This is a genomic window from Psychrobacillus sp. NEAU-3TGS, from assembly GCF_029955155.1.
Classification (GTDB): Bacteria; Bacillota; Bacilli; order Bacillales_A; family Planococcaceae; genus Psychrobacillus.
In genome coordinates this window covers 1213579-1237771 of record NZ_JAPNOZ010000012.1, presented here as the reverse complement: position 1 = coordinate 1237771, position 24193 = coordinate 1213579, and the positions used below count along the sequence as shown (strand labels likewise).

General features: G+C 36.3%; 24 protein-coding genes and 1 pseudogene. 21 read left to right on the top strand and 4 right to left on the bottom strand.

Annotated elements, in window-relative coordinates; genetic code table 11:
* Window positions 1-101 precede the first annotated feature (101 nt).
* Entirely contained in the window at window positions 102-1247 is a 1146-nt protein-coding gene (locus OR571_RS22445) for a sensor histidine kinase (RefSeq protein ID WP_282246181.1), read from the top strand.
* Window positions 1248-1277: 30 nt separating this feature from the next.
* The gene (locus tag OR571_RS22440) at window positions 1278-1952 is read left to right on the top strand and encodes a response regulator (RefSeq protein WP_282246179.1); all 675 of its coding nucleotides are present in this window, start codon (window positions 1278-1280) and stop codon (window positions 1950-1952) included.
* A gap of 663 nt (window positions 1953-2615) precedes the next feature.
* Here OR571_RS22440 and OR571_RS22435 read toward each other — a convergent pair.
* Entirely contained in the window at window positions 2616-3551 is a 936-nt protein-coding gene (locus OR571_RS22435; protein WP_282246178.1) for an NERD domain-containing protein, read from the bottom strand.
* A gap of 136 nt (window positions 3552-3687) precedes the next feature.
* Here OR571_RS22435 and OR571_RS22430 point away from each other — a divergent pair, with 136 nt between their 5' ends.
* The gene (locus OR571_RS22430; RefSeq protein WP_282246176.1) at window positions 3688-4266 is read left to right on the top strand and encodes a Cif family virulence factor; all 579 of its coding nucleotides are present in this window, start codon (window positions 3688-3690) and stop codon (window positions 4264-4266) included.
* A 105-nt stretch (window positions 4267-4371) separates the two neighbouring features.
* On the top strand, window positions 4372-5217 hold the full coding sequence (locus OR571_RS22425) for a DegV family protein (RefSeq protein WP_282246174.1): 846 nt from the start codon (window positions 4372-4374) through the stop codon (window positions 5215-5217).
* A 23-nt stretch (window positions 5218-5240) separates the two neighbouring features.
* Here OR571_RS22425 and OR571_RS22880 read toward each other — a convergent pair whose 3' ends face one another.
* Complete coding sequence (locus OR571_RS22880) at window positions 5241-5384, bottom strand: hypothetical protein (RefSeq protein ID WP_348775081.1); 144 nt, start codon at window positions 5382-5384, stop codon at window positions 5241-5243.
* Window positions 5385-5495: 111 nt separating this feature from the next.
* On the opposite strand from OR571_RS22880, the gene OR571_RS22420 reads away from it, so the two are divergent.
* The 16 genes and pseudogenes from OR571_RS22420 to OR571_RS22345 all read left to right on the top strand — a co-directional run bounded on the left by OR571_RS22420 (window position 5496) and on the right by OR571_RS22345 (window position 20153).
* The gene (locus OR571_RS22420; protein WP_348775080.1) at window positions 5496-6557 is read left to right on the top strand and encodes an ATP-dependent helicase ComFA; all 1062 of its coding nucleotides are present in this window, start codon (window positions 5496-5498) and stop codon (window positions 6555-6557) included.
* Window positions 6554-7177 carry a ComF family protein gene (locus OR571_RS22415; protein WP_282246170.1) on the top strand — a complete coding sequence of 208 codons (624 nt, stop codon included), beginning with the start codon at window positions 6554-6556 and terminating at the stop codon, window positions 7175-7177. The genes OR571_RS22420 and OR571_RS22415 overlap by 4 nt, the downstream gene beginning before the upstream one ends.
* A gap of 45 nt (window positions 7178-7222) precedes the next feature.
* Window positions 7223-7630: a TIGR03826 family flagellar region protein gene (locus OR571_RS22410; protein WP_282246166.1), complete on the top strand. Its 408-nt coding sequence runs from the start codon at window positions 7223-7225 to the stop codon at window positions 7628-7630.
* A 112-nt stretch (window positions 7631-7742) separates the two neighbouring features.
* Window positions 7743-8006 carry a flagellar biosynthesis anti-sigma factor FlgM gene (gene flgM / locus OR571_RS22405; protein WP_282246164.1) on the top strand — a complete coding sequence of 88 codons (264 nt, stop codon included), beginning with the start codon at window positions 7743-7745 and terminating at the stop codon, window positions 8004-8006.
* 14 nt (window positions 8007-8020) lie between these two features.
* Window positions 8021-8515: a flagellar protein FlgN gene (locus tag OR571_RS22400; protein WP_282246162.1), complete on the top strand. Its 495-nt coding sequence runs from the start codon at window positions 8021-8023 to the stop codon at window positions 8513-8515.
* Between the two features lie 12 nt (window positions 8516-8527).
* A complete protein-coding gene (gene flgK, locus OR571_RS22395; RefSeq protein ID WP_282246160.1) occupies window positions 8528-10060 on the top strand; it encodes a flagellar hook-associated protein FlgK in 1533 nt (510 codons plus the stop codon).
* Window positions 10061-10206: 146 nt separating this feature from the next.
* A complete protein-coding gene (flgL, locus tag OR571_RS22390; RefSeq protein WP_282246159.1) occupies window positions 10207-11097 on the top strand; it encodes a flagellar hook-associated protein FlgL in 891 nt (296 codons plus the stop codon).
* Window positions 11098-11154: 57 nt separating this feature from the next.
* Window positions 11155-11709, top strand: coding sequence for a DUF6470 family protein (locus OR571_RS22385; protein WP_282246157.1), 555 nt, complete (start codon window positions 11155-11157; stop codon window positions 11707-11709).
* 22 nt (window positions 11710-11731) lie between these two features.
* Entirely contained in the window at window positions 11732-12169 is a 438-nt protein-coding gene (gene fliW / locus OR571_RS22380; protein WP_282246155.1) for a flagellar assembly protein FliW, read from the top strand.
* A 4-nt stretch (window positions 12170-12173) separates the two neighbouring features.
* Window positions 12174-12389, top strand: a complete 216-nt coding sequence (gene csrA, locus OR571_RS22375) for a carbon storage regulator CsrA (RefSeq protein ID WP_282246153.1) — start codon at window positions 12174-12176, stop codon at window positions 12387-12389.
* A gap of 176 nt (window positions 12390-12565) precedes the next feature.
* Window positions 12566-13692, top strand: a pseudogene (locus OR571_RS22370) (flagellin N-terminal helical domain-containing protein).
* Window positions 13693-13764: 72 nt separating this feature from the next.
* Entirely contained in the window at window positions 13765-14097 is a 333-nt protein-coding gene (locus tag OR571_RS22365; protein WP_282246151.1) for a hypothetical protein, read from the top strand.
* On the top strand, window positions 14090-17071 hold the full coding sequence (locus OR571_RS22360) for a glycosyltransferase (RefSeq protein WP_282246149.1): 2982 nt from the start codon (window positions 14090-14092) through the stop codon (window positions 17069-17071). Before OR571_RS22365 ends, OR571_RS22360 begins: the two co-directional genes overlap by 8 nt.
* A gap of 324 nt (window positions 17072-17395) precedes the next feature.
* Window positions 17396-18373 (top strand): NAD-dependent epimerase/dehydratase family protein, encoded by a 978-nt coding sequence (locus tag OR571_RS22355; protein ID WP_282246147.1) that lies wholly within the window; start codon window positions 17396-17398, stop codon window positions 18371-18373.
* Window positions 18370-19491, top strand: a complete 1122-nt coding sequence (locus OR571_RS22350; RefSeq protein WP_282246144.1) for a DegT/DnrJ/EryC1/StrS family aminotransferase — start codon at window positions 18370-18372, stop codon at window positions 19489-19491. Before OR571_RS22355 ends, OR571_RS22350 begins: the two co-directional genes overlap by 4 nt.
* A gap of 14 nt (window positions 19492-19505) precedes the next feature.
* Window positions 19506-20153 (top strand): acetyltransferase, encoded by a 648-nt coding sequence (locus OR571_RS22345; RefSeq protein WP_282246142.1) that lies wholly within the window; start codon window positions 19506-19508, stop codon window positions 20151-20153.
* A 682-nt stretch (window positions 20154-20835) separates the two neighbouring features.
* Here the strand turns inward: OR571_RS22345 and OR571_RS22340 are convergent.
* Together OR571_RS22340 and OR571_RS22335 are read right to left on the bottom strand one after the other, a co-directional pair.
* Window positions 20836-21627, bottom strand: coding sequence for an SDR family NAD(P)-dependent oxidoreductase (locus OR571_RS22340; protein WP_282246140.1), 792 nt, complete (start codon window positions 21625-21627; stop codon window positions 20836-20838).
* 143 nt (window positions 21628-21770) lie between these two features.
* Entirely contained in the window at window positions 21771-22766 is a 996-nt protein-coding gene (locus OR571_RS22335) for a bile acid:sodium symporter family protein (protein WP_282246138.1), read from the bottom strand.
* Between the two features lie 322 nt (window positions 22767-23088).
* On the opposite strand from OR571_RS22335, the gene OR571_RS22330 reads away from it, so the two are divergent.
* Entirely contained in the window at window positions 23089-24099 is a 1011-nt protein-coding gene (locus OR571_RS22330; protein WP_282246136.1) for a DctP family TRAP transporter solute-binding subunit, read from the top strand.
* Window positions 24100-24193 lie beyond the last annotated feature (94 nt).

Sequence of the window (24193 nt, the reverse complement as noted above, 5' to 3'; positions counted from 1 at the left end):
TATAATAAAGTTTGTCAGCATTTATGAATGGAGACTCATTTACATGCTTAAAGGAGAAAAAAATGGAGACTCATTTACATGCTTAAAGGAGAAAAAAACAGATGACGAAAAAGAATTTGAATACTCAATCGTTAGATGTTATTTTCGATCGAATGGTCGAAGTGATGGATCATTCGAAAAGGGATATATTCATTATAAGCGAACAAAGTCGACAAAGCTTCGAAGAAATGAAAGTGGAGCTAGAAATAATTCGAAGCAACATCGAAGTCGTTATTTTAGAAGGAGATACGCTGGAAGCGAATTCTAGAATAGCTCGTAACCGATTAGCGGAAGTCTCAAAAAACTTTGACTCATACGATGAGCCGCAGGTACGTAGTGCTTACGAAACTGCTAACGATATTCAAATAAAGCTCCTCATAAAGCGCAATGAAGAAAAGCAGTTAAGGCTACGAAGAGATGAATTAGAACGCAGATTACAAGGGCTTTTAGAAATGATTGAGCGTGCCGATCAACTAGTCAACCAAGTAAATATAGTGATGAACTATTTAACATCTGACTTAAAGGACGTAGGAGAGGCTTTAGAAAACGCAAAGATTAAACAAGATTTTACTTTAAAAATTATCGAAGCTCAAGAGGAAGAGCGTAAACGACTTTCTCGCGAAATACATGATGGTCCTGCACAAATGCTTGCCAACGTATTACTTAGAACAGATTTAATCAATCTTACATACGAGCAGCGTGGTGGAGCAGAAGCGATGAAAGAAATTATCGAACTAAAGACAATGGTTCGAAATGCACTTTCAGAAGTTCGGCGAATCATTTACGATCTTCGCCCAATGGCACTCGATGATTTAGGACTAATTCCGACACTTAGAAAATACATATCTACAATTGAGGAATACAATCCAACGAAAAAGATTAATTTCCAAGCTTTCGGAGAAGAAAAACGTATGCAAACCAATTTCGAAGTAGCCATTTTCCGACTAGTTCAAGAATGTTTAACGAACAGTATTAAGCACGGAAAGTTCACGGAAGCATGGGTAAAAGTAGAATGGTTGCAACAAAAGTTGAATATTATCGTCAAAGATAATGGGGTCGGCTTTGATCCACAAGTTGTAAAAGAAAAATCATTTGGTTTAATCGGAATGCAAGAACGAGTGGACTTGCTGGAAGGAACGATGAAAATCATTTCTTCCCCAGGAAAAGGCGCCACTATTCTGTTCGGCATTCCCATAAAAGAAGAATAACTATTGGGTTTTTATTAGGAGGAAATATACATGACAAAAATTATAATTATAGATGATCACCAACTATTCCGTGAAGGAGTAAAACGCATTCTAGATTTCGAAGACACATTCGAAGTAGTAGCAGAAGGTGACGACGGCAATGACGTGCTTCGCCTTTACGAGCAATACATTCCAGATGTAGTACTTATGGATATTAATATGCCGACCAAAAATGGTGTAGAAGCAACAGCAGAGCTATTAGAAAAATTTCCTGATGCAAAAGTAATCATCCTATCCATTCACGATGACGAAACATACGTATCTCATGCCCTAAAAACTGGCGCACTTGGATACATGCTAAAAGAAATGGATGCAAACGCAATAGTCTCTGCAATTAAAGTAGTAGCAAAAGGCGGCTCATACTTACATCCAAAAGTAACACGTAACCTAGTATCAGAATTCCGTCGCCTAAGCGAACGTGAAAACAAAGGAAACTTCCATCAAACCGAAATTCGCCGCCCGTTCCACTTACTAACAAAGCGCGAATGCGAAGTACTCCAACTACTAACAGACGGTCAAAGTAACCGCACCATCGGAGAAACACTATTCATCTCCGAAAAAACAGTAAAAAACCACGTTTCAAGCATTCTACAAAAAATGAACGTAAACGACCGCACCCAAGCAGTAGTAACCGGCATCAAAAACGGCTGGGTTGAAGTACGATAAACAGATAAGAAATCCTCTTGCCCGCGGGCGAGAGGATTTTTGTTTGGGCGAGAAGATGGATCTTGTGATTTGGAGAGTCAATCATGTGATAAGCAATCTCTATTTTGCGATTCTGGCATAGTATCTTGCGATTCGGAGGTGCTACTTTGTGATTCTCAATAATTGTCAGGGAATGTTGCGATATGAAGAGTCATTCTTGCGATTCTCAGATCCTATTTTGCGATTCTGGTATAGTATCTTGCGATTCGAAGGTGGTACCTTGCGATTCACAAAAAGTGACAGGGGATCTTGCGATATGAAGAGTCAATCTTTCGATAAGCAACCTCTATTTTGCAATTCCATCCTAGTATCTTGCGATTCGGAGGCGTTACCTTGCGATTCATAAAAAATGTCAGGGGATCTTGCGATTTGGAGTCAATCTTGCGATAAGCAGCCTCTATTTTGCGATTCGGGGGTGCTACCTTGCGATTCACAAAAAGTGACAGGGATCTTGCGATTTGGAGTCAATCTTGCGATTCTCAAATCCTATCTTGCGATAAGCAACCTCTATTTTGTGATTCTGGCATAGTATCTGGCGACTCACAAAAAATGTCAGTGAATCTTGCAATATATTTTCAACACACTACCTTACCAGCCACCATCCAACAAAAAAAAGATCGATTTTCATCGATCCTTTTTCTGCGTATAAAATGTCTTAGGCCCGGCCCTATGAATCTGTAAATCCATATTACTCAACATACGAGAAGCTGCATAAACAGAATCTACCTTGCAAAAAACACGGAAATCTCTATTTCTCATTTCTTTACTCACCAACCAAAAGTACTCTTCAACAGCATGTTTATGGGCATCGCGAGACTTTTGCTTGCAACTAGAGCATGTCCATACTTTACCTGTTCGCTTCATACCTAGCATGCCGCATTTCGGACACTCCACTCCTCGGATCAACTCATTTGGAGAAATTTGATAGCTTTCACAAAGGGGGCGATGGATAAAAGTTGATTGCTTTTTCCATAACGTTTGTTCAATAGAGTCTATCTGTTCATTGCTCAAGCTAAAAGAAGAGGGAGATTCATACATGTGTAGGATTTTCTCGATAATACTTTCTAATTTGAAAATGGGATAATGGGTTGGTTTCTGGCGGATTCTACAGGACTTGGCGGTTAATACCACGGCACCTGTTACTTTCATTTGGGGAAAATTTAATAATTGGAAGAACTCTTTCATAAATCGAATATGTTTTAAAAGCTGGTAATAGGGATTGCGATAAACTACTTCCTGACCGGCTCTATCTACTTTATAAAATTCATCAGAGTTCTCATTAAAATACAAGTCATCACTAATATTTTTAGACTCTAACACGATGCAACAGCGGTCAGTAACTACTAAACAATCAATCTGAACTTTCCACTCTCCAGATTGTAAACTCAAATCTGAGAAAATTCGATATGGTCCAGGCAAGCGTAATTCGTTTAATTTCTGTAATAGTCGATTTTCTCCGCGCAAACCAGACTCTATTTGGTGAATATCTTTCCGAATATCCTCCTCTTTTACATGTGGGATACGCAATCTTTTCAATAAAGCATATTGTTTTATAACCAATTGTCTAGTTCACCTCCATCCCCAAAATCATACAACAAACTAACAGAACATTCCACCTAATCTAACATGAAACCAATTAATTGAGTTTTCGTCTTAAGTATGACAAAATATCCACTAGCAGGAGGGAATTGTACATATGAAAATCATCCATACACTAGCCATCGCAACTATTGCACTACTTCTAGCAGCATGCAGTAGTAATGAAGATACAAACACAAACACAGGGTCCGTAAACGATATCGCACCAACCAACACCCAAAAAACAACCGACCACGGCGCAACCGACAAATCTGAAGTCGGCTTCGAAATGGCTGGTGGCAACATCGAAGAAGCAACCAACGTACCAGCAAAAGAAAAAGAAGCAATACTGAAAGCCTTCGATGAATACATGGAAGCGTTCAACGAAGAAGACATCAACCGCTACATGAACACTATTTCCAAAAATCCAGAAGGCTTCAACTATGAGGATGAAAAAGTAGTGGTTGAGCAAACATTCAACGACTACGACACCATCCGAACGGCTGATAACACAACGATCATCAAATACGACAAAACACATGCACAAGTATTCGCGAACATCCACATCGCACTAGAACAACCAGATACCGGTGCAAAACTCGATCGTGACGGTCGTCAAGTAACTGTTTTCGTCAAAGAAGACGGCAAATGGCTTGTCACAAGCGTATACTTCATCGGAGACACCGCAACAGAATAAATCACACCCCGGGCATATATGACAAATATCATGTCTGGGGCATTTTTTTGCTTCCATTTCCTACCCTAATTCAGTAAACTTATCAATAGGAGTGTGATTCACAAAATGAAGACAGCAATCGTAACAGACAGCACCGCCTATATCCCAAAAGAAATTCGCGAAAAACTCGACATTCGCATGGTGCCACTAAGCGTTGTCATCGGAAATGACACTTACAAAGAAGAAATCGACATTAACGCAACCGAATTCTACGACAAAGTTCGCAATGAGCGCACGCTACCGAAAACGTCACAGCCTGCCCTTGGAGATTTTGTCAGTACCTTCGAAGAACTATCCAAAAACTACGACGCAGTCATTTCCATCCACCTATCGAGCGGTATTAGTGGAACACTCGCAGGTGCCAAACAAGCCGGTGAAATAGTGGACAACCTTAACGTATATACATTCGACTCAGAAATTTCCTGCATGGTACAAGGCTTCTACGTGCTTAAAGCCGCACAAATGGCTAAAAAAGGAGCACATCCAGAAGAAATCCTACAAGAACTAAACACGATGAAACAAACAATTCGTGCCTACTTCATGGTGGACAACCTCGACCATCTGCACCGCGGCGGTCGTCTAAACGGCATCGAACGTGTCATTGGTAACGTACTGCAAGTAAAACCAATCCTTCACTTCGAAAACAAAATCATCGTTCCATTTGAAAAAGTTCGAACACGTAAAAAAGCGATGAAACGTATTGCAGACCTGCTTCAAGAAGATGCAAACAAATACGCAAAACTGCAAGCGACCATCATCCACGCAAACAATGAACAAGAAGCGATCGCATGGAAAACCGAGTTAGAAGCAAATCTACCAAACGTTGAGTTCACGATCAGCTATTTCGGCCCTGTAATCGGCACACATCTTGGTGAAGGCTCGATGGGTCTAGGATGGGTAAAAACCAACTAAGGAGAATGCCCATGGACAAACAGCTACAACAATTTCTCACTGGCCGCATCTGGCTTCGCGAACACATCCCATTCCCGCGCGAAGCCATCGACGCCCACATCGAAAACGGCCACATCCACCTCAAACCCGGCATAGAACAAGAACAAAACCAAGCCCTTTTTGGTCAATTAAAGAAGTACGTCTGCAACCGATGCCACAACACAACCCAGCACTTATTTCACACATTTCACTGCGCACGCTGTAACCAAAATTGCACCTATTGCCGCCACTGCATTCGAATGGGGCGGGTAAGTAGTTGTTCCGAGTTGCTGCTTTGGCACTCAGACCATGCCCGCGGCGCGAACGCTCATGAATTTGCATGGAGCGGTAGGCTAACCCCTCTCCAGAAAAAAGCAAGCGAAGAACTACTCACAAGTGTAGAACAAAACAAATCCCACCTCTTGCACGCGGTTTGTGGAGCTGGAAAAACCGAGCTACTCTTCTTATCCATCTTTCGATGTCTTGAGCAGGGAAAGCGAGTATGCGTAGCAGCCCCAAGAACCGATGTCATCCTAGAACTATTCCCACGTTTCCAAAAAGTATTTCCAAAAACAACGATTCATGCTTTATACGGCGGAGCACCCGACCAAGAAGGATTTGCCGAACTAATACTCTCCACTACACATCAGCTCTACCGATTTGAAAAAGCTTTCGATGTAGTATTCGTCGACGAAGCAGATGCTTTCCCGTATTACGCAGATGAGACCCTACAACGAGCAGTGAAAAAAGCAACAAAACAAGAAGCCGCCATTCATTACGTCACCGCAACACCAACAAAATCACTCCAAACAACGAACCAATCTGTTCTTTCCAGAAGATATCACGGGCATGACCTACCCGTACCTAGATTCGACAGTCTATGGGGTTACGCTAGGCAACTAAACAAAGGAAAAGTCCCACATAAACTCCAACAATGGATTGAGGAAAAAACAAAAACAAACACTCCATTTCTCGTATTCCTACCGACCATCGAAATGCTCGAAAATTTCCCAGGCGATTTACCAAGAGTACACGCTGAACATCCCGATAGAAAAGAGTTAGTCATGCAACTAAGAGAAAAGAAAATATCTGGCTTGCTCACAACAACCATCCTAGAACGAGGCATAACAATTGAAAATGTACAGGTTGCAGTAGTTGGAGCAGAACAAAAAATCTTCACATCAAGTGCACTGATTCAAATAAGCGGTCGTGTCGGTCGTTCTTTCCAATACCCAGACGGGGATATTGTCTTTTTCCATCACGGCATCTCCCGGGAAATGGACAAAGCACAAACTGCAATAGAGGGTTGGAATCGTTCATGAACTGTTTAATTTGTGGCACTACATTTCAACCATCCCCGACATGGAGGAAGCTATTTCTATATGAAAAAGAGTCCTCTACATGTGACAGGTGTTTCAGCAACTTTAAAAAGTCAGATGCAACGATCGATTTCAGTGACTTCCAAGGCACTTGCTACGAGGGAGCAGTGGATACCGTCACGGCACTTTATTCTTACAACGAAGCGATGAAAAGCTATTTGCATCAATATAAGTTTTTACAAGACGTAGCGCTGGCACAAGTATTTGCTAAAACATTGCACCAAGCATTCGAAGGTAATGAAGGCATTGTCGTCCCAATCCCGATGCATCCAGAAAAACTAATCCAAAGAACATTTGCACAAGTCGACGAGCTATTAAATAGTGCAGACATTCCTTTTCAACATCTACTATCTAAAACGGCAACTAGTGAACAAGGTAAAAAGACACGAAAGGAACGCTTAGAAGCGAGTCCACTTTTTGAAGTTATGAATAGGGTAGAAGCGCAACACTATATTTTATTCGATGACATATACACAACCGGCGCAACCCTCCACCATGCTGCCAAACTACTAAAAGACGCAGGAGCAACAAGGGTCGAAGCAATTACTTTAATAAAAGGATAATCTGCCGATATAAAAGAGGAGACAACTGAACTTGGAGGGATCCTCATGGGAGAACTAAAAAATTGCCCATCCTGCGGCGACTTTTTTAACTATACAGGGATAAGAGATGTGTGCAATAACTGCGCCACGAATGAAGAAAAGTTATATGAGACGGTGTATCGTTTCTTGCGAAAGAGAGAAAACCGTGCGGCAACCGTTGAACGAATCGTCGAAGCAACGGGTGTAGAAGAATCATTGCTACACAAATGGGTGCGAAAAGGTCGCCTGCAGCCAGCCTTGTTTCCAAACCTTGGCTACCCATGCGACAACTGTGGTAAACTAACAACACAAGGAAAACTATGCACTAGCTGTACGGAAGAGTTAAAAACAGGCCTTCGCCAATTCGAAGCAGCGCAAGAATTCCGAGAAAAAGTAAACACGCAAGAAAATACATACCATAAGGACTATAGATAACTCTCACTATATGTGGGAGTTTTTTCGTGATTTAAAAAAACTCTAAACACTTTACAGATCAAACCGAAATAAACGGTAGACACTTTTATCGAAGAAGGGAGGACATCACCATATGAAAATCACGAACATTGGATTAAACCAAGTAAACCCATACAAACGCAACCAACAACAAGTGGAAAAAACACAGCAGGTGGCAAAACCTACTACCGATCAACTAGAAATCTCATCTGCTGCAAAAAGCATGCAAACAAAATCTCCAGTGGAGGTAAACCAAGCAGAACGAGTTGCCGCTATCAAAGCGCAAATTGATGCGGGCACATACCAAGTAGACGCCAAGAAGCTAGCAACTAATATTCTTAATTATTACCGTCTGTAAAAGGAGCTTAAAACATGTCCATCGAAAAGATATTGCAATCTCTTACGAAACTTGACATGCTACACAAAAGTTTACTAGAAATAGCATACAAAAAAACAGAAGCAATCAAAACTGGCGACATGGACAGTCTAAACCAACTGCTCAAGGACGAGCAGGCACACGTAGCAGGCATTTCTCAGCTAGAACAACAGCGTCAAACAGAGGTAACGGATTACCTTCGAGCAAAAGGAATTGCTCCTACTGACAAACCAACTGTTGCACTAGTCTTAGAAAATACCAACACAAACGAAGAAAAAGAGCAGCTAGGAACAGCACGCAACAAGCTACTCCTAACAGTAGAATCGCTCAAATACCAAAACGACCTAAACCAAAAGCTGACACTACAATCACTACAATTCGTCAACTTAACCTTAGATACATTACGACCAAAGCCAGACCAAATAAACTACTCAAAATCCGAAGTACAAGCCCCTTCCAAAGGTAAAGCCTACTTCGATTCACAAGCATAAGGAGGCAACCTAATGGGCTCAACATTCATGGGATTAGAAACAAGTAAACGCGGACTATACACACAACAATCCGCACTATATACCACTGGACATAACATCTCTAACGCCAACACACTCGGCTACTCCCGTCAACGAGTGAACATGGAAGCGACACTAGGTTATCCAGGAACAGGTTTAAATGCTCCGAAAATACCAGGTCATCTTGGAACAGGTGTACAAGCGCAATCTGTACAACGTATTCGTGATCAGTTCATTGACCGTCAATACCGTCAGGAAACCAATAAACTAGGGTACTGGGAAGCGAAATCTAATGCAATTTCCCAAATGGAGGATATCCTTTCAGAACCATCCGAATTTGGTCTAAATACTTCATTAGATCAATTTTGGAAATCGCTTCAGGATTTAAGTGCTAATCCAGAAAATGCTGGTGCTCGAAAAGTAGTTGTTCAACGGGGGATTGCAGTTGCAGAATCATTTAACTATATCAACAAACAACTGACGGATATTCAAGGAAATTTAAAGAATGAAATACGGGTATCAACAAATGATGTGAACTCTATTCTGAATCAAATTGCATCCATCAACGAGCAAATTCAACAAATTGAACCGAACGGTTATTTGCCAAATGATTTATATGACGCTCGAGATACTTTACTAGATGAATTAAACACCTATTTCCCAATTGAAATAGAATATTCTAAATCCGGTGGAAATGCATTGGCAATTGCTGAAGGCGCAGTGAAGGTATCTATTAAAACAAACAGCGGATTAGTTGAGGTTGTAGATGGAAAAGATGCTGCAACTTTAAAGGCTGATGGTTTAAATGAAGATAATAGTTTTGAACCTTTTACCCAGTTTACAGTAGTAAGTAAGGGTAATGCAGCAGGAGGAACGATTAGTTATAGTGATTTAGAAAAAACTAAGGGTAAATTGTTAGCAACAATTGATTCCTATGGTTATTCAAGTAATGGAACTACAAAAGGATTTTATCCAGAAATGCTTAAAAACCTTGATGATATGGCTGTAGCTTTCGCGGAAAAGTTTAATGAGATACACAAAGGTGGCACTGATCTAAACGGGGATGTTGGAAAAGACTTTTTTGTTTCTAAAACAAATGGTCAAATTTCAGCAAGTACTATTTCTGTGGATTCAATGTTTGAAAGCGACCCATCTCTATTGGCTGCTTCTTCATCCACTGGAAAAGAGGAAGGTAATGGGGCAAATGCATTATTACTTAGTAATATGAAATTTGCTCCTTTAACGATAGGTTCCACAACCAATACTACAGTGCAATCTTTCTATCAATCTATCATCGGTAAACTTGGAGTAGATGGAGAACAGGCAAATCGGTTGGCTTATAATTCAGCGACTATTAAATTAACAGTAGAAAATAATCGTGCTGCCGTCAGCTCCGTTTCTTTAGACGAGGAAATGACAAATATGATTATATTCCAACAAGCATACAATGCCTCTGCACGAATGATTACAGTAGTAGATGAAACATTAGATAAAATTATTAACGGCATGGGCCGAGTAGGACTATAAAATAGAAAAGCGTAAGCGCCTACTTCTGTCCTGACAGGCAAATGGGGAATTGAGAGGAGGCAGCTCTTCAGCCACCACAGTAATTTCACATTTGATCCCGAGGGGCAAGGCGTTGGAGCTAGAAAAAGAAATAGGAGGTCAATCACATGCGCGTAACACAATCAATGCTTTCTACTAATATGCTTCGAAATTTATCAAATAGCTATAACAAAATGGCAACACTACAAGAACAGATCAACTCAGGTAAGAAAATAACACGTCCTTCTCAAGATCCAGTAGTAGCTATTAAAGGAATTGGCTACCGTACGGATTTAAACAAAGTTGAGCAATATCAACGTAATTTAGGTGAAGTAAACAATTGGTTAGACAGTTCTGATGATGCACTAGATAAAGTTGGATCAGCACTGAAGCGAGTACAAGAACTAGTAACGGATGCTGCGAATGATACAAAAACTCCTGAAGATCGAGAAAAGATAAAAGTTGAAATAACTCAACTAAAAGCACAAATTCGTGATTTAGCTAACACGAAAGTGGGAGATAAATATATTTTCTCGGGAACGAAGACATTATCACCATTGTATGATAATAACGGAAACTTACTAGGAGAAACTGGAGTCGATGGTTCCGTTAATATTGAAGTATACGATGGGGTAGAAATCAAAGTAAATACAAATGGAAAAAAAATGTTTGAAGATATTGATAAAATGATGGAAAATATTGAGTCAGTACTTGACAGTTCAAAAACTCCTGTAGCAACAGGACCAGAGATTGCGAAATACTTAGAGGAAATTAGTGGAAATCAGGATACTGTTTTAGCGGCCCGTGCAGATATAGGTGCACGTCAAAATCGAGTAGAAATGATGGAAGACAGACTAGGAGCACAAGAAATTATTGTGACAAAGCAACTTTCTTCTAACGAAGACATCGACTATGAAAAAGCAATCACGGAAATGATTACTCAAGAATCTATCCATCGTGCTGCATTATCAGTAGGTGCTCGAATTATTCAACCTACACTTACAGATTTTTTACGTTAATAATAAAAAGCGTTTGGACAAATTGTTCCAAACGCTTTCTTTAAAGGGTGAAAAAAGATGAATATCCCAAAACTCCAAATAAACTCAACAAAAGCACAAATCGATTTAAATATACAAAAACCAGTTCAGCAGATTGAGCAACCAAGTGCCAATCTAGATCTACAACAACCAAAAGCGGTCCAAACGATGAAAACGACAAAACCACAGCTTTCCATAGACACGGAACAAGCACGTGCCGACTTAGATCTAAAAAGTGTTAGAAAAAGAATGGAAGACTTCGCTGCGGAAGGACATCAAGCTGTATCTGAAGGAACTGTGAGACGTGCACAACAAGGCACCGAACTAATGCGAATAGAAAATGGTGGAAATCCCATTGCTAGTCAAGCAAAACAATCAGGAAGACAACGCTATTCTTCATTAGGTATCAAATTCATTCCGTCGCAAGGGAGTGTCAAAGTAAACTTTCAACCAGGAAGCGTCGACATCCAAATAGAACCACAAAAAGTAATCAATAACACGTCTACCAATAAACCAATTCATAACTACACACCAGGAAAAGTAAAAGTAGAAATGCTCCACCATGCATCACTAACAATCGACTGGCGTGTATAACTTAACATAAGGAGCTAAACAAATGAAAATCAAAACAGCTTATATGGGCGAAATAGTAATTGACCCCTCCACCCTCATGACATTCGAACATGGCATACCAGGTTTTGAAGAAGAAAGAGACTTTGCATTACTTCCGATTGAAGACAATGATGTATTTCATATATTGCAATCAACACAAACAGAAGCTTTAGCATTTATTGTAACCAATCCATATACAATTACAACAAACTACAATTTAGAGTTAGAGGAAGCAACAGTACACGCTCTTCAAATAAAAGACGAAAAAGAAGTTGCAGTCTTTGCAATTGTATCTTTGAAAGAAACAATTGCTCGATCAACAATCAATTTAAAAGCACCAATTATTTTAAATACAACAAACAAAAAAGCAAAACAAGTTATTTTAAATAACGAAGAATATGCCATTCGTCATCTCATCTCATCAGAAAGTCAAAAGGGGTGAGCAAATGCTAGTATTATCTCGAAAAGTAGGAGAAACAATTTGGATCGGCGAAGATGTGGAAATTATTATTTCTGAAGTAAAAGGAGAACAAGTGAAAATCGGTATACGTGCTCCAAGAAGTATTGATGTAATCCGTGGAGAGTTAAGACAAGATGTATCAACATCTAATACGGAATCAGTAATCAACAATCTAGACGTTTTCAAAAACAATAAAGACTAATTTCAAAGGTGGTTCAAAAAAATATTAATAAAACTATTAAACATTATCTTTCCATTCCGATAATATCTATGTAAGCAAGAAAAACGGGGTCCGGCCGGCTCGGTTCTCTTGTCTCATACAAAAAACAAACACTGCTCACAAGGATGTGAGCAACACATTCCAAGGAGGAACTAACAATGATTATTAATCACAATATCGCAGCTCTTAACACACACCGTCAGTTAGGTAGTGCAACAAATGCGCAATCTAAATCTATGGAAAAACTAGCTTCAGGTATGCGTATCAACCGTGCTGGAGATGATGCAGCTGGTCTTGCTATTTCTGAAAAAATGCGTGGACAAATTCGTGGTTTGGATATGGCTTCTAAGAACTCTCAAGATGGTATCTCTTTAATTCAAACTGCAGAAGGTGCTTTAAATGAAACGCATGACATCCTTCAACGTATGCGTGAATTAGCAGTACAATCTTCTAATGATACAAATACAGACACAGACCGTGCTGAGCTTCAAAAAGAAATGGATCAATTGGTTGAAGAAATTGATCGAATTGCAAATACAACTGAATTCAACACTAAGAAATTGTTAATGGTGATTTAAAAGGTGTTAGTGATCAAGCACAATCTGCGAAATTTAATGAGGTTTCAGATAAAACTGTATTTACAGGTATTGCAGGGGCTGCAACAATAACTGAAGATAAAACATATAATGTTAAAATCAGTTCTGCAAATAGTAGCGGAGTTTATACATTAACTTATACTGATGAATCAGGAGTTTCTGGAACAGTAACGACTTCTGGTGGTGGCGCTGTATCAATTGGTGACGCTAGTGTGACAATTGGTGCATTAAGCACTGGCTCAATTGGCCAAGAAGCAACTTTCACAACTCGTGAAGCAGTGAAAAATTTAGCTGATAATTCTTTAACGTACCAAATTGGAGCTAATTCATCACAAACAATGAAAGTTTCTATTGAAGATATGAGTTCATCAGCATTAAATGTTAACGGTATTGATGTTAGTAATTCATCAGCAGCAGAAGCTTCTATTTCTGCTATTAACAAAGCAATTGAAGATGTCTCTTCACAACGTTCTAAACTAGGTGCATTCCAAAACCGTTTAGAACACACTATTAACAATCTTGGTACAGCTTCAGAGAACTTAACTGCTGCTGAATCACGTATTCGTGATGTGGATATGGCGAAAGAAATGATGAATCAAACTAAAAATTCAATCCTTTCTCAAGCAGCTCAAGCTATGTTAGCTCAAGCAAACCAACAACCACAAGGGGTTCTTCAGTTACTAAGATAATTGAAACTCTAGCAAGATTAATAAAAAGGCTGGCTAATTATATTAGTCGGCTTTTTTTAAAAGGGAGATAATATGGATACACAATTATTTGAACTAAAAAACTCGCTAAAAACATTAACTAAAAACTTAATCTCTCGTATTGATTCTATTTGCATAAGTTTAGAGAATGGAGAAGAGATTGATCGTTTACTATTTTGGTTAGAGGATTTATCTATGTTAACAGAGACCACCATAATCTTATCGCAAAATAATATGATTGATATTGATCTGGATTTATTCAACGAGAAAGTGGAATTACTCCTTGATAAAGTGGAGGAGAAAGATTATTTATTTGTTAGCGACCTTCTAAAGTACGAACTGGAACCACTATTGTCTTATTGGGATGGATGTATAACTAATGACTAAGAAGTTAAGTATTTGTATGATTGTTAAGGATGAAGAGATAAATTTACGTAGATGTTTGGATAGCTTATTGCCTTTGTTAGAAGGAAATCACGCAGAATTGATTATTGTTGATACTGGTTCAACAGATCAAACAGTAGAAATTGCAAAAGAATATACAAATAATGTTTACTTTCATCAATGGAATGGTAATTTTTCAGATATGCGTAATATTTCGATTTCTTATGCTAAGGGACAATGGATTTTTATTATTGATGCTGACGAAGAACTTGAAACACCTAACGAATTGCTTTATCTGTTTGAAAGTGACAAAATCAATAATTATAACACGATTAGAATTAGGGAAAAAAACTTATTATCAATAAAATTGAATAAACACGTTTACCATTTTCAAGAGAGAATATTTAAAAATGGTGGAGCGTTTCAATATAAAGGTACTGTACATAACCAACCAATCTATCAACAACCTGTATTGACAGCCCATGATATTCAGCTTATGCACTATGGATATATTAATGAAGATAAAGATTTAATGGAAAAGAAGTTTCAGCGCACAGCAAATATGCTAAAAAAAGAGCTCGAAGTAGATTCTGAACATGTGTATTATCGATTCCAGCTTGCGCGTTCATACATGATGCATGGAGATTCGGCAATTGCGATAGAGGAAATTACAAAAGCGTATGAATCAATGAAAAAACAAGATAAAAGATTAATTACTCACCGGTATTATGTATTTGGTGAATATGCGCGTATGGCACTCCATACTAATCAGTTCGAACAAGTTATTAACATTTGCATAGAGGGGCTATCATATAATAAGCATTATCTTGATTTGTACTATTATTTAGGTCATGCCTACATCTCATTAGAAGAGTACTCAAAGGGTATTGAAATGTTAAGTAAATATATTGAATTAAATATACGATATACTAAAAATAAATTAGACTTGTCGAATTTTACAGCAGTCGAGATGTATTCTCTTGATAAAACTGCACTTGAAAAAACGTTAGATCGAGTAATATCAATACTTTATAAAGAGACTAAAATTAATGAGGGTATAGGGCAGTACAAGTCATTTTTGAATGAAATTAAGGATTTAGACAGTGCTTTAAAAGTGAAACTGTTAACAAAAATATTCATTAAAGAGAAAAACGAATCTGAGTTGTATAATTTATATAAAAATATTGAAGAAGACCAACGTTATCCATTCCTAAATTATTTCGAAACTTTGAAAAAAGATTTTGATCAAGAGAAAAAGGAACTCATTGAATATACTTTTTCTATTTCAGATGATGACTATGGTCTATTAAACAAAATTCGTATAACACAAAATCCTAAAAAGTTGTTGACTGAGTTTATCAATAATTACGATATTATTAAATTTAATGACGGATTAATTATTGAATTTGTAACCTATTTAATGGAATATCATTACGTAATCAGATATTTTAAGAAGATTGATAGCTTAACAATAAAGAAAATCGTTAAGGTTTTAATTGATAATGAAGGTTCGAAAAAGTATTTTTTAGAGAGTCTTAAGAATGATTTTGGTTTTAATGATTTTCAACTTAATAGAGTATATATTGCGATAGCAAATGTTTTACTGTTATCGGAGATTGAAGATAGGAAAAATAATAAGGAAAAATCTATATCTAACTTAAAAGAAATCTTTTATACGTATTTAGATAAAGGTATATCAACTATAAAATATATATTTAATATGGATAGAATCCGCCTAGTATACAATACCCATGAAAATAAAGAAGAAAAATTCTTTATGATAATGTATTTATATTCTTTGCAACGTAATCTAGGAAATAAGGAGCTAGCTATTAAGTACTTAAAAGAAGCAGGAGTAGAATATCCATACTATTCCTCTCTGTTAACACTTTTAATACAAGAAATTAAAGCAGATTTTCAAGTTAATGACATAATGGATTCAATAAAGATAGTTAAGAGTAAAAAAGAAAATTTAAATATATTACATGGAACAATAGAAATTGCGAATCAAATGAATACTTTAGTTAAGGCACAAAATCAGTTAAGTGGTGTTAATGCAATAGGTGTAAATTACTATCCTAGCTATTTAAGTTATGATAGTTCACATACATTGGATATTGATAAAGTTAATAATAAAAATAAAGCAATAAAAGAACTTTATGAAGCGGCAAACTCAGTATTTAATGTTTTTCACTTCCACTATAATACATCCTTAATGCCTAACTTAATGGATCTACCTTTATTAAAAGAAAGTAATAAAAAAGTCTTCATGCACCATTGGGGAACAGATGTTAGAAGACTATCTATAGCGAAAATACTGAATCCATATGCTAAAAGTAAAAATGAAAATGAAGAACAAGTAATTAAACAATTAAACTTTTTAGGTAATTATATTAATGATTGTATAGTTGCAGATGCAGAACTGTATGAATATGTAAAAGGATTTTACAATCGTGTTCATATAGTAAGACAGGCTTTAGATTTAAGTGAGTATGTTCCTAATTCAGAGTTTAAATTTAGAAAGGATAAACCAGTAATTGTTCATGCTCCAACTTCTTCTGATTTTAAAGGTACTAATTTAATAAATGCTGCTATTGAAAAACTACAATTAAAATATGATTTTGAGTATAAGTTAGTGCAGAACAGGTCTCATGAGCAAGCAAAGCAAGTATACCAAAGTGCTGATATTATAATCGATCAACTGCATAGTGCGGGACATGGTTTACTATCTTTAGAAGTAATGGCAATGGAAAAGCCGGTTATTTGTAATATAAGTGAATTTATGAAGGATTTTTATCCTAAGGAAATTCCAATCTTTGCAGCTAATCCTGAGAATATAGAACAACAATTAGAACAATTAATTAAGGATTACGAATTGAGGATATATCTTGGTAAACAAGGACGAAGCTATGTAGAGCAATATCATGATCATACAAAAATAGCTAAAGATTTACTAACTATTTATAATTCCAACTGAGATATAAAAAAGGATAATACAGAAACTTATAGTCAGGAAAGAGAATTTTATGAATAATCTCGGTAAAAAAACTCACTGCAAATAATATTTTAAAATCCAAAGTACGAGAAAGAATCCGTAGAATATTGGGATTGTTTCTCGTATTTTCGTTTGTATTCATACATTCAAGACTGTGTATGATGAGAATATAATAGTATTGTTAACATAAAAATTATTTTCGGTTAAGTCTTTATATATTGATATTAAAATTTTAGTGAAGAAATAATGTTTATTAAGTTGAAAATAGTATAATTAACTATAAAAGTTATTAAAAGGGGTACATTTATGAAAAATCTACTAGAGAAAATTAAAGACCAACAAATTTTTATTACAGGTGGTGCTGGTTTTATTGGTTCTACTTTAGCAGGAATTTTACTAGAATCAAACAAAGTAATCATTTATGATAATTTTGATCGCGATGCACTGAAAGATAAAGTATTTAGAAGTCATCCCAATTTAACGGTGGTTAAAGGAGATGTATTAGATTTAAAGCATTTAAAAGAAAATATTAAAGGATCTAACTATGTTATTCACTGTGCTGGTATTGCGGGAATCGATACGGTTGTAAAAAACCCTGTAAAAACAATGCAAGTTAACATGGTAGGTTCTGCAAATCTACTCGAAGCAGCGACAACACTAGAAGACTGCAAGCGGGTTATATGCTTCAGTACAAGTGAAGTTTTTGGACAATTGGCATTTAAATCGCAAGAAACTAGTCCAGCAGTATTAGGAGCAGTTGGGGAAGCACGTTGGACATATGCTGTAAGTAAACTAGCAGAGGAACATATGGCGTACGCATATTACAAACAATATAACTTGCCGACTGTTTCAGTAAGGCCATTTAACGTGTATGGACCTAGCCAGGTAGGTGAAGGTGCTCTTCGTACTTTCATTACTAAAGCTTTGAACAATGAAGAAATTCAAATTCATGGTGATGGTACACAAATTAGAGCGTGGTGCTATGTAGATGATATGGTTGAAGGTGTACTAAGAACATTAGTATACGACAACGCGGTTGGAGAATCGTTCAACATTGGTAACTCTCGTACTGTCACAACGATTTATGGTTTAGCTAATACTGTAATTAGAACATTAGAGTCAGAGTCGAAAGTTTCTTTTGTTGCGAAAACTGCAGTTGATATTGAACTCCGTGTTCCTCAAACTGATAAAGCAAAAGAAATTTTAGAATTTGAAGCAAAAGTGGATTTAGAAGAAGGTATTGCAAAAACAGCAGAATTTTTCAAAAGGAAAGTGATGGTATGATTAAGTTATCACAACCTATAATTAGTGAAGAAGAGATTCAAGCAGTATCAGATGTATTAAGAACAGGAATGCTAGTTCAGGGGCAATATGTTGCGGATTTTGAACAAGCATTAAAGAAATATATGGGTGCTCAAAATGTTTTGGCAGTTTCGAGTGGCACCTCTGCATTACACCTTGCATTGGCTGCCCTTGAAATAGGTGAGGGCGATGCTGTATTCGTGCCTGGTTTTACTTATCCAGCTACAGTAAATGTACTTGAGATACAAAAGGCTAAGCCTATTTTGATTGATGTAGATGCTTCTACTTATAATATAGATCCTGATAAGTTAGAAGAAACCATAATAAATTACTCTGGAAAAGAAACTCCAAAAGCAATTATGGTTGTTCATGAATTTGGGGCACCAGCAGAAATGACACGTATTTTAGATATTGCCAAAAGGTATAATTTGTTTGTTGTGGAAGACGCTGCTTGTGCATTAGGAACGACAATAAACGGGCAACATGTGGGTACTTTTGGAGATATTGGATGCTTCTCTTGGCATCCAAGAAAAGCAATCACCACTGGTGAAGGTGGGGCAGTTGTTACACAAAATGAAAAACTAAACAAAAGAATTAGTCTGTTGAGAAACCATGGATTAGAAAGATTAGAAGATGGTTCAATGGATTTTGTCTTACCTGGATTTAATTATCGGTTGACTGAGTTCCAAGCTGTATTGGGAATTCATCAGTTGAAGAAGTTCAATAAGTGGATTCAGAAAAGAAACGAATTAGTTGAATACTATTATAAGTTTTTGAGAGAATGTCCCCATATCCAACTTCCTAAAAAAATTGAGGGTCATGCTTGGCAGACATTTATGGTGGTTTTAGAAGATATAATTGATCGTGGAAATGTAATTCATAGCCTTAAATTAGAAGGTATTGAGACTAATTTAGGTGCTCAAGCCATTGGTGAATTAACGTATTATAGAAAAAAATATGATTTTGAAAACTTATCTCAACATACAGCGAGTAATTTGTATAAACAAGGACTAGCTTTACCACTCAGTCCTCTTTTAGATAAGGATGATATTAGATTCATAACAACAAAATTAATGAACATATTGAAAGCGAATGAGTAAATGGAAAAAAAATAGTGGTTATCGGAACAGGTGGAAATTCGATTGATATTGTAGAAATAATTCAAGAAATTTCAGAATTGGGAAATCAAAAATATGAAATTTTAGGTTATTTAGATGACAATGAACAATTGCATAATACTGTTTTGAATGGTTATAAAGTTCTAGGTGGACTACCAATTGCTAAAACTTTTCCCGAAGATATTTTTTTTGTATTTACTATTGGGAGTGAGAAGAGCTATAAAAAAAGAGGAAGAATTATTTCTGATTTAGGTATAGGGATAGACAGGTTTGAGAAAATAATTCATCCGTCTGCAAGAATATCAAAGTCTGCATCTTTGGGGAATGGAGTTATTATTTTTCCAAATGTATTCGTGGGCTCTAATGTGAAAATAGGAGAATTTTGTATAGTTCTCTCCAATACTGTAATTAACCATGATTGTCGTCTAGGGTCATACAATATTTGTGCTAGCAGTGTTAACTTAGCGGGAGGGGTCAAGGTCGAGGACTTTTGTTATTTAGGAGCAGGTGCTAGTGTAAGAAATAGTGTTGAAATTAAAACGGGTTCATTAATAGGAATGGGCAGTGTTGTATTAAATAGCATTGCAGAAAATGCCGTAATTATAGGTAATCCAGGACGGTTATTGTATAAAGAGAATAAATAAATGAAGGTATTAGAGGGAATATCAGAGATTTACTGATGCATACGTAATTTAGTGCTGAGTTAGTTAAAAGGTAATATTATTTATTATTTATCTCTCAAGTAACAGTAAATTACATTCTGAAAAATTACTAGTTAAAAAAAGAGCTGATGCTTATTCAGAAGGTATAATTTATGAGTCAACTTGAACAGGTCAGCTAATTTATAGATCCTTAAAAGGGCGTCTTGAAATTAAATACCTTTTGCGCATCCCCTTAGTATTCGAAACTGTAAGAAGATACGAGAGAAAAAAACTTGGAAAAAATACGTTGAACATAGAAATGGACACAGTTTAAGTAGAATAGGTTAGGAGAAACTTTAGAGATATTATTAAAAAAACATATATTCTTGAGTAAATAGAAATTAGTAAAACCGAATATTTAAGATTAATTGCTCTCGAACAGTAAAGTTTTTTATTTAGTTTATCGATGTTATTAGATTACTAATATTGTCCATTACTTTTTAATTTGTCTTATTAAAATCTTTTACCACAAATCGATATAAACTCCAAGAAATGCTTAGCAATATGAAAAAGCCTGAAATAAATGATATTTCAGGCTTAGATAATTATATATATTAGTAATCTTTCGATAGAATAGAATATCTTTCATCTTAAATCCCCCTATTAAAATCCACTATGTCAAACCCTAACAACGAATAGACTGTCCTCCATCCACTGGAAGACAAACACCCGTGATAAAACTTGCCTCATCCGATGCTAGAAAGACAGCTGCATTAGCTATATCCCAAGCTGTTCCCATGCGACCAGTAGGAACACTAGCATCTCTAGCAGTTACCATTTCATCTACGTTATCGTATTGTCCAGAGATGCTATTATAGATTAACGGTGTATTGATAAGTCCTGGCATTATCGCATTTACACGAATTCCATAGGAGGCATATTCAAGCGCTACAGATGATGTAAGATGGTTCACTGCTGCTTTTGATGCACTATAGGCAGGGTATGGATAGCCTATATAACGAATTCCAGCAAGGGAAGAAATATTTACAATTGCCCCTTTTTTTCTTTCTTTCATATGCGGTATAACATACTTCATAGCAAGGTATACACTCTTTAGATTGACATCCATCGCTTTTTGCCAATTTTCTTCGGATATATCTGTGACGCTTCCCATTTGTGGTAATCCTACATTGTTATGAAGAATATCAATTTGACCAAATTCCTTTATTGTGTCTGAAACGACTTTTTGAACATCAACTGAGTTTGTCACATTTGCAGTTGTATAAGAACTAATTCCATTTTCACTCAAAATAATTTGACTAGTTTGTTCGGCTGCTTCTGCATTTAAGTCTACTACCATCACTTTTGCCCCTTCACGCGCATAAGCTACAGCTGCCGCTTTCCCGTTTCCCCAGCCTTCTCCAGCTGATCCTCCTCCAAATACAAGAGCAACTTTATCCTTTAAACGATTTACCATAATTGCACCCCAATTCTACTAAGATATGTATTAGAATAATTTTCTTTCAATTAATTAAATGATTCAAAATTAGATATTTCCTATAGTTAGCGACCTAAACTTTTGTCCAATTCAATTCCTTTCTCCTTTCTCCTTTTCAGTTACTAGTCATTTTCACTTAATTGTTCTATTTGAGTAATAGTCTTTAAATTTTCTGTTTCCACTATGACTTTCTTAGCAAAATAATTTGCAATCTGTGCTCCGACAGAAAGATTGATAATCATATTAATAATCGGTGCGATGGCAGCAAGCTCGCCAATAAATTCAAAGGCAAGAATAGAAGCGAGTGCTGTATTACATAGACCGACTTGAAATAGAATGGCTCTTGCATCCGCTTCACTAACAGATAGTTTTTTTGCAATAAAATATCCAGCTATCATTGGAAAAACAATTTGTATAAAGGAAGCCAGTGCTATTAGAGGAATGATTCCTAGCTCTAAAGAAATTGCTTCTTTCCCATTTCCAACTAAGGTGTGAATAATAAGCAAAAGTGAAAGGGAAGATCCTAGCTTTGTTATGTTTTTAGAATAGTTCACAGATTTTGGATATAAACGTTGGATGATAATACCTGCCCCTAGCGGAATAACAACAATCATTATAAAAGAACGTAGCAAACTAAAAAAAGAAATAGACACTTGGGTTTCTGATATTCTTAACATAGATAAAGGAGTGACAATTGGACTGAAAGCAATATCAATTAAAGAAGAAGCAATAACAAGAGATGTATTTCCACCTGCTAGAAATGTATAAAGTGAAGCGGCTGTAGCACTCGGTACTGTACCTGATAGTATGATACCTGCCATGATTTCTGGGTTAGAGGAGAAAAACAAATAAGCTAACGCAATCGAAATAATGACCGTAATTGTCCACTTTAATAATGCAGTTAAGAGTAATTCTCTTTTTTTTGTTCGTATATCTTTGATGGCTGATACATTCATAGAAATTCCAGTAAAAAAAATAACAATGCCTAATAGAAGGCCAGGAATCCAAGTTGCCGTCTTTAAATATACGGGAGAAAAGTAGGTAGCCATTGCCGTCAAAAGGATAAGTAACGGTAATTTGCTAGATATAGCATTACTTAAAGCCGTCAACAATTCCATCCCTTTCTATTGGTTTATATACTATTGAATGATAATAATAGACGATAAATTAGTCAATGAAAAAATTTATAATTTTAAATGTTGACAATTAAAAGAAAATTAACAATAATTAAAAATGTAATAAATAAAACCTCGGTTTCACTATATGAAACTAACTAAGGGGAAAGGGGAAAAGGGATCATTTGCCACTTGTTAAGTTTGTAGTTAAAACGAAACTCAATAAAATTTGAAAGGGCTTTCATTTAAAGCTCTTAAAGAACAGTAGAGTTTGGTAATTAAGCTAACAAACTTATAAAAACAATAAAATTACGGGGGGAAAAGTATGAAGAAAATTTTAGGTATTGGTTTGATTCTATTCTTAATAACAATGATTGTTGGTTGCAGCGATAAATCTAGTGGGTCAGAGGCCTCAGGTAAAGAAAAATTATCTCTAAAAGTAAGTGTAACTACATCGGAGCAAGATACATGGGCGAAGGCTGTAGAAAAATGGAATGAAGATCTACAAGAGAAAACAGACGGACGAATTGAACTGAAGCTGTATGCAAATGAATCACTTTCAAATGGAAACTCTCCAAAAGGAGTAGAAGCAGTTCAAAATGGTTCTACTGACATTTCTATCCATTCTATGATTATTTACAATGTTTTAGATAAGAAGTTTGCGACTCCAACTCTACCATGGTTACTACCTACCTACGAAGAAGCAGACGCTGCTATGAATGGTGAAGGCGGAGAAGAATTAAAAGAGCTAATCAGAACAAAAGGTATTGAACCACTGGCGTATGGTGAAGGTGGTTTCCGCCAAATTACAAATAGTAAGCATGCGATTACTTCACCTGAAGATTTAAAAGGATTAAAAATTAGAACACCAGCTACAGAAATGATGGTAGATACGTACAAAGAATTCGGTGGGGATCCAACCGTTATGAATTTCTCTGAAGTATTTACATCTCTACAACAAGGTGTAATTGATGGACAAGAAAATCCACTTAATATTATCTACAACTCAAAATTAAATGAAGTACAAGATTATATTACAGTTTGGAACTACATGTACGATCCACTGATTTTTGGAATGAACAAAAAACTATTTGATGGATTAGATGAAGAAACACGTAAAATCATTCAAGAAACGGGTCAAGATGCTGCAAAATATCAAATTGAGTTAAATAGAAAACAGAATGAAGAAATTCTTTCAGAGTTAGAGGAGCTAGGGATGGAGGTTACTACATTAACTCCAGAGCAAATTGCTGTATTCCAAGAATTAGCACAACCGGTTATTGATAAATATGAGGGAATTGTAGGTAAAGATTTGCTTGATAAGTTTAGACAATAGTCTATTCGGTAAAAAGGGGGATTCTCCTTTTTACCAAAATAGATTTTTGGTAAGTGGGAAAGAAAAAAATTAGATGTATTTTTTAACTAGAATA

Coding starts and splice junctions, on each gene's coding strand:
- OR571_RS22445 (WP_282246181.1), top strand. CDS start 102: ATGACGAAAAAGAATTTGAATACTCAATCGTTAGATGTTATTTTCGAT.
- OR571_RS22440 (WP_282246179.1), top strand. CDS start 1,278: ATGACAAAAATTATAATTATAGATGATCACCAACTATTCCGTGAAGGA.
- OR571_RS22430 (WP_282246176.1), top strand. CDS start 3,688: ATGAAAATCATCCATACACTAGCCATCGCAACTATTGCACTACTTCTA.
- OR571_RS22425 (WP_282246174.1), top strand. CDS start 4,372: ATGAAGACAGCAATCGTAACAGACAGCACCGCCTATATCCCAAAAGAA.
- OR571_RS22420 (WP_348775080.1), top strand. CDS start 5,496: ATGGGGCGGGTAAGTAGTTGTTCCGAGTTGCTGCTTTGGCACTCAGAC.
- OR571_RS22415 (WP_282246170.1), top strand. CDS start 6,554: ATGAACTGTTTAATTTGTGGCACTACATTTCAACCATCCCCGACATGG.
- OR571_RS22410 (WP_282246166.1), top strand. CDS start 7,223: ATGGGAGAACTAAAAAATTGCCCATCCTGCGGCGACTTTTTTAACTAT.
- flgM (WP_282246164.1), top strand. CDS start 7,743: ATGAAAATCACGAACATTGGATTAAACCAAGTAAACCCATACAAACGC.
- OR571_RS22400 (WP_282246162.1), top strand. CDS start 8,021: ATGTCCATCGAAAAGATATTGCAATCTCTTACGAAACTTGACATGCTA.
- flgK (WP_282246160.1), top strand. CDS start 8,528: ATGGGCTCAACATTCATGGGATTAGAAACAAGTAAACGCGGACTATAC.
- flgL (WP_282246159.1), top strand. CDS start 10,207: ATGCGCGTAACACAATCAATGCTTTCTACTAATATGCTTCGAAATTTA.
- OR571_RS22385 (WP_282246157.1), top strand. CDS start 11,155: ATGAATATCCCAAAACTCCAAATAAACTCAACAAAAGCACAAATCGAT.
- fliW (WP_282246155.1), top strand. CDS start 11,732: ATGAAAATCAAAACAGCTTATATGGGCGAAATAGTAATTGACCCCTCC.
- csrA (WP_282246153.1), top strand. CDS start 12,174: ATGCTAGTATTATCTCGAAAAGTAGGAGAAACAATTTGGATCGGCGAA.
- OR571_RS22365 (WP_282246151.1), top strand. CDS start 13,765: ATGGATACACAATTATTTGAACTAAAAAACTCGCTAAAAACATTAACT.
- OR571_RS22360 (WP_282246149.1), top strand. CDS start 14,090: ATGACTAAGAAGTTAAGTATTTGTATGATTGTTAAGGATGAAGAGATA.
- OR571_RS22355 (WP_282246147.1), top strand. CDS start 17,396: ATGAAAAATCTACTAGAGAAAATTAAAGACCAACAAATTTTTATTACA.
- OR571_RS22350 (WP_282246144.1), top strand. CDS start 18,370: ATGATTAAGTTATCACAACCTATAATTAGTGAAGAAGAGATTCAAGCA.
- OR571_RS22340 (WP_282246140.1), bottom strand. CDS start 21,627: ATGGTAAATCGTTTAAAGGATAAAGTTGCTCTTGTATTTGGAGGAGGA.
- OR571_RS22335 (WP_282246138.1), bottom strand. CDS start 22,766: ATGGAATTGTTGACGGCTTTAAGTAATGCTATATCTAGCAAATTACCG.
- OR571_RS22330 (WP_282246136.1), top strand. CDS start 23,089: ATGAAGAAAATTTTAGGTATTGGTTTGATTCTATTCTTAATAACAATG.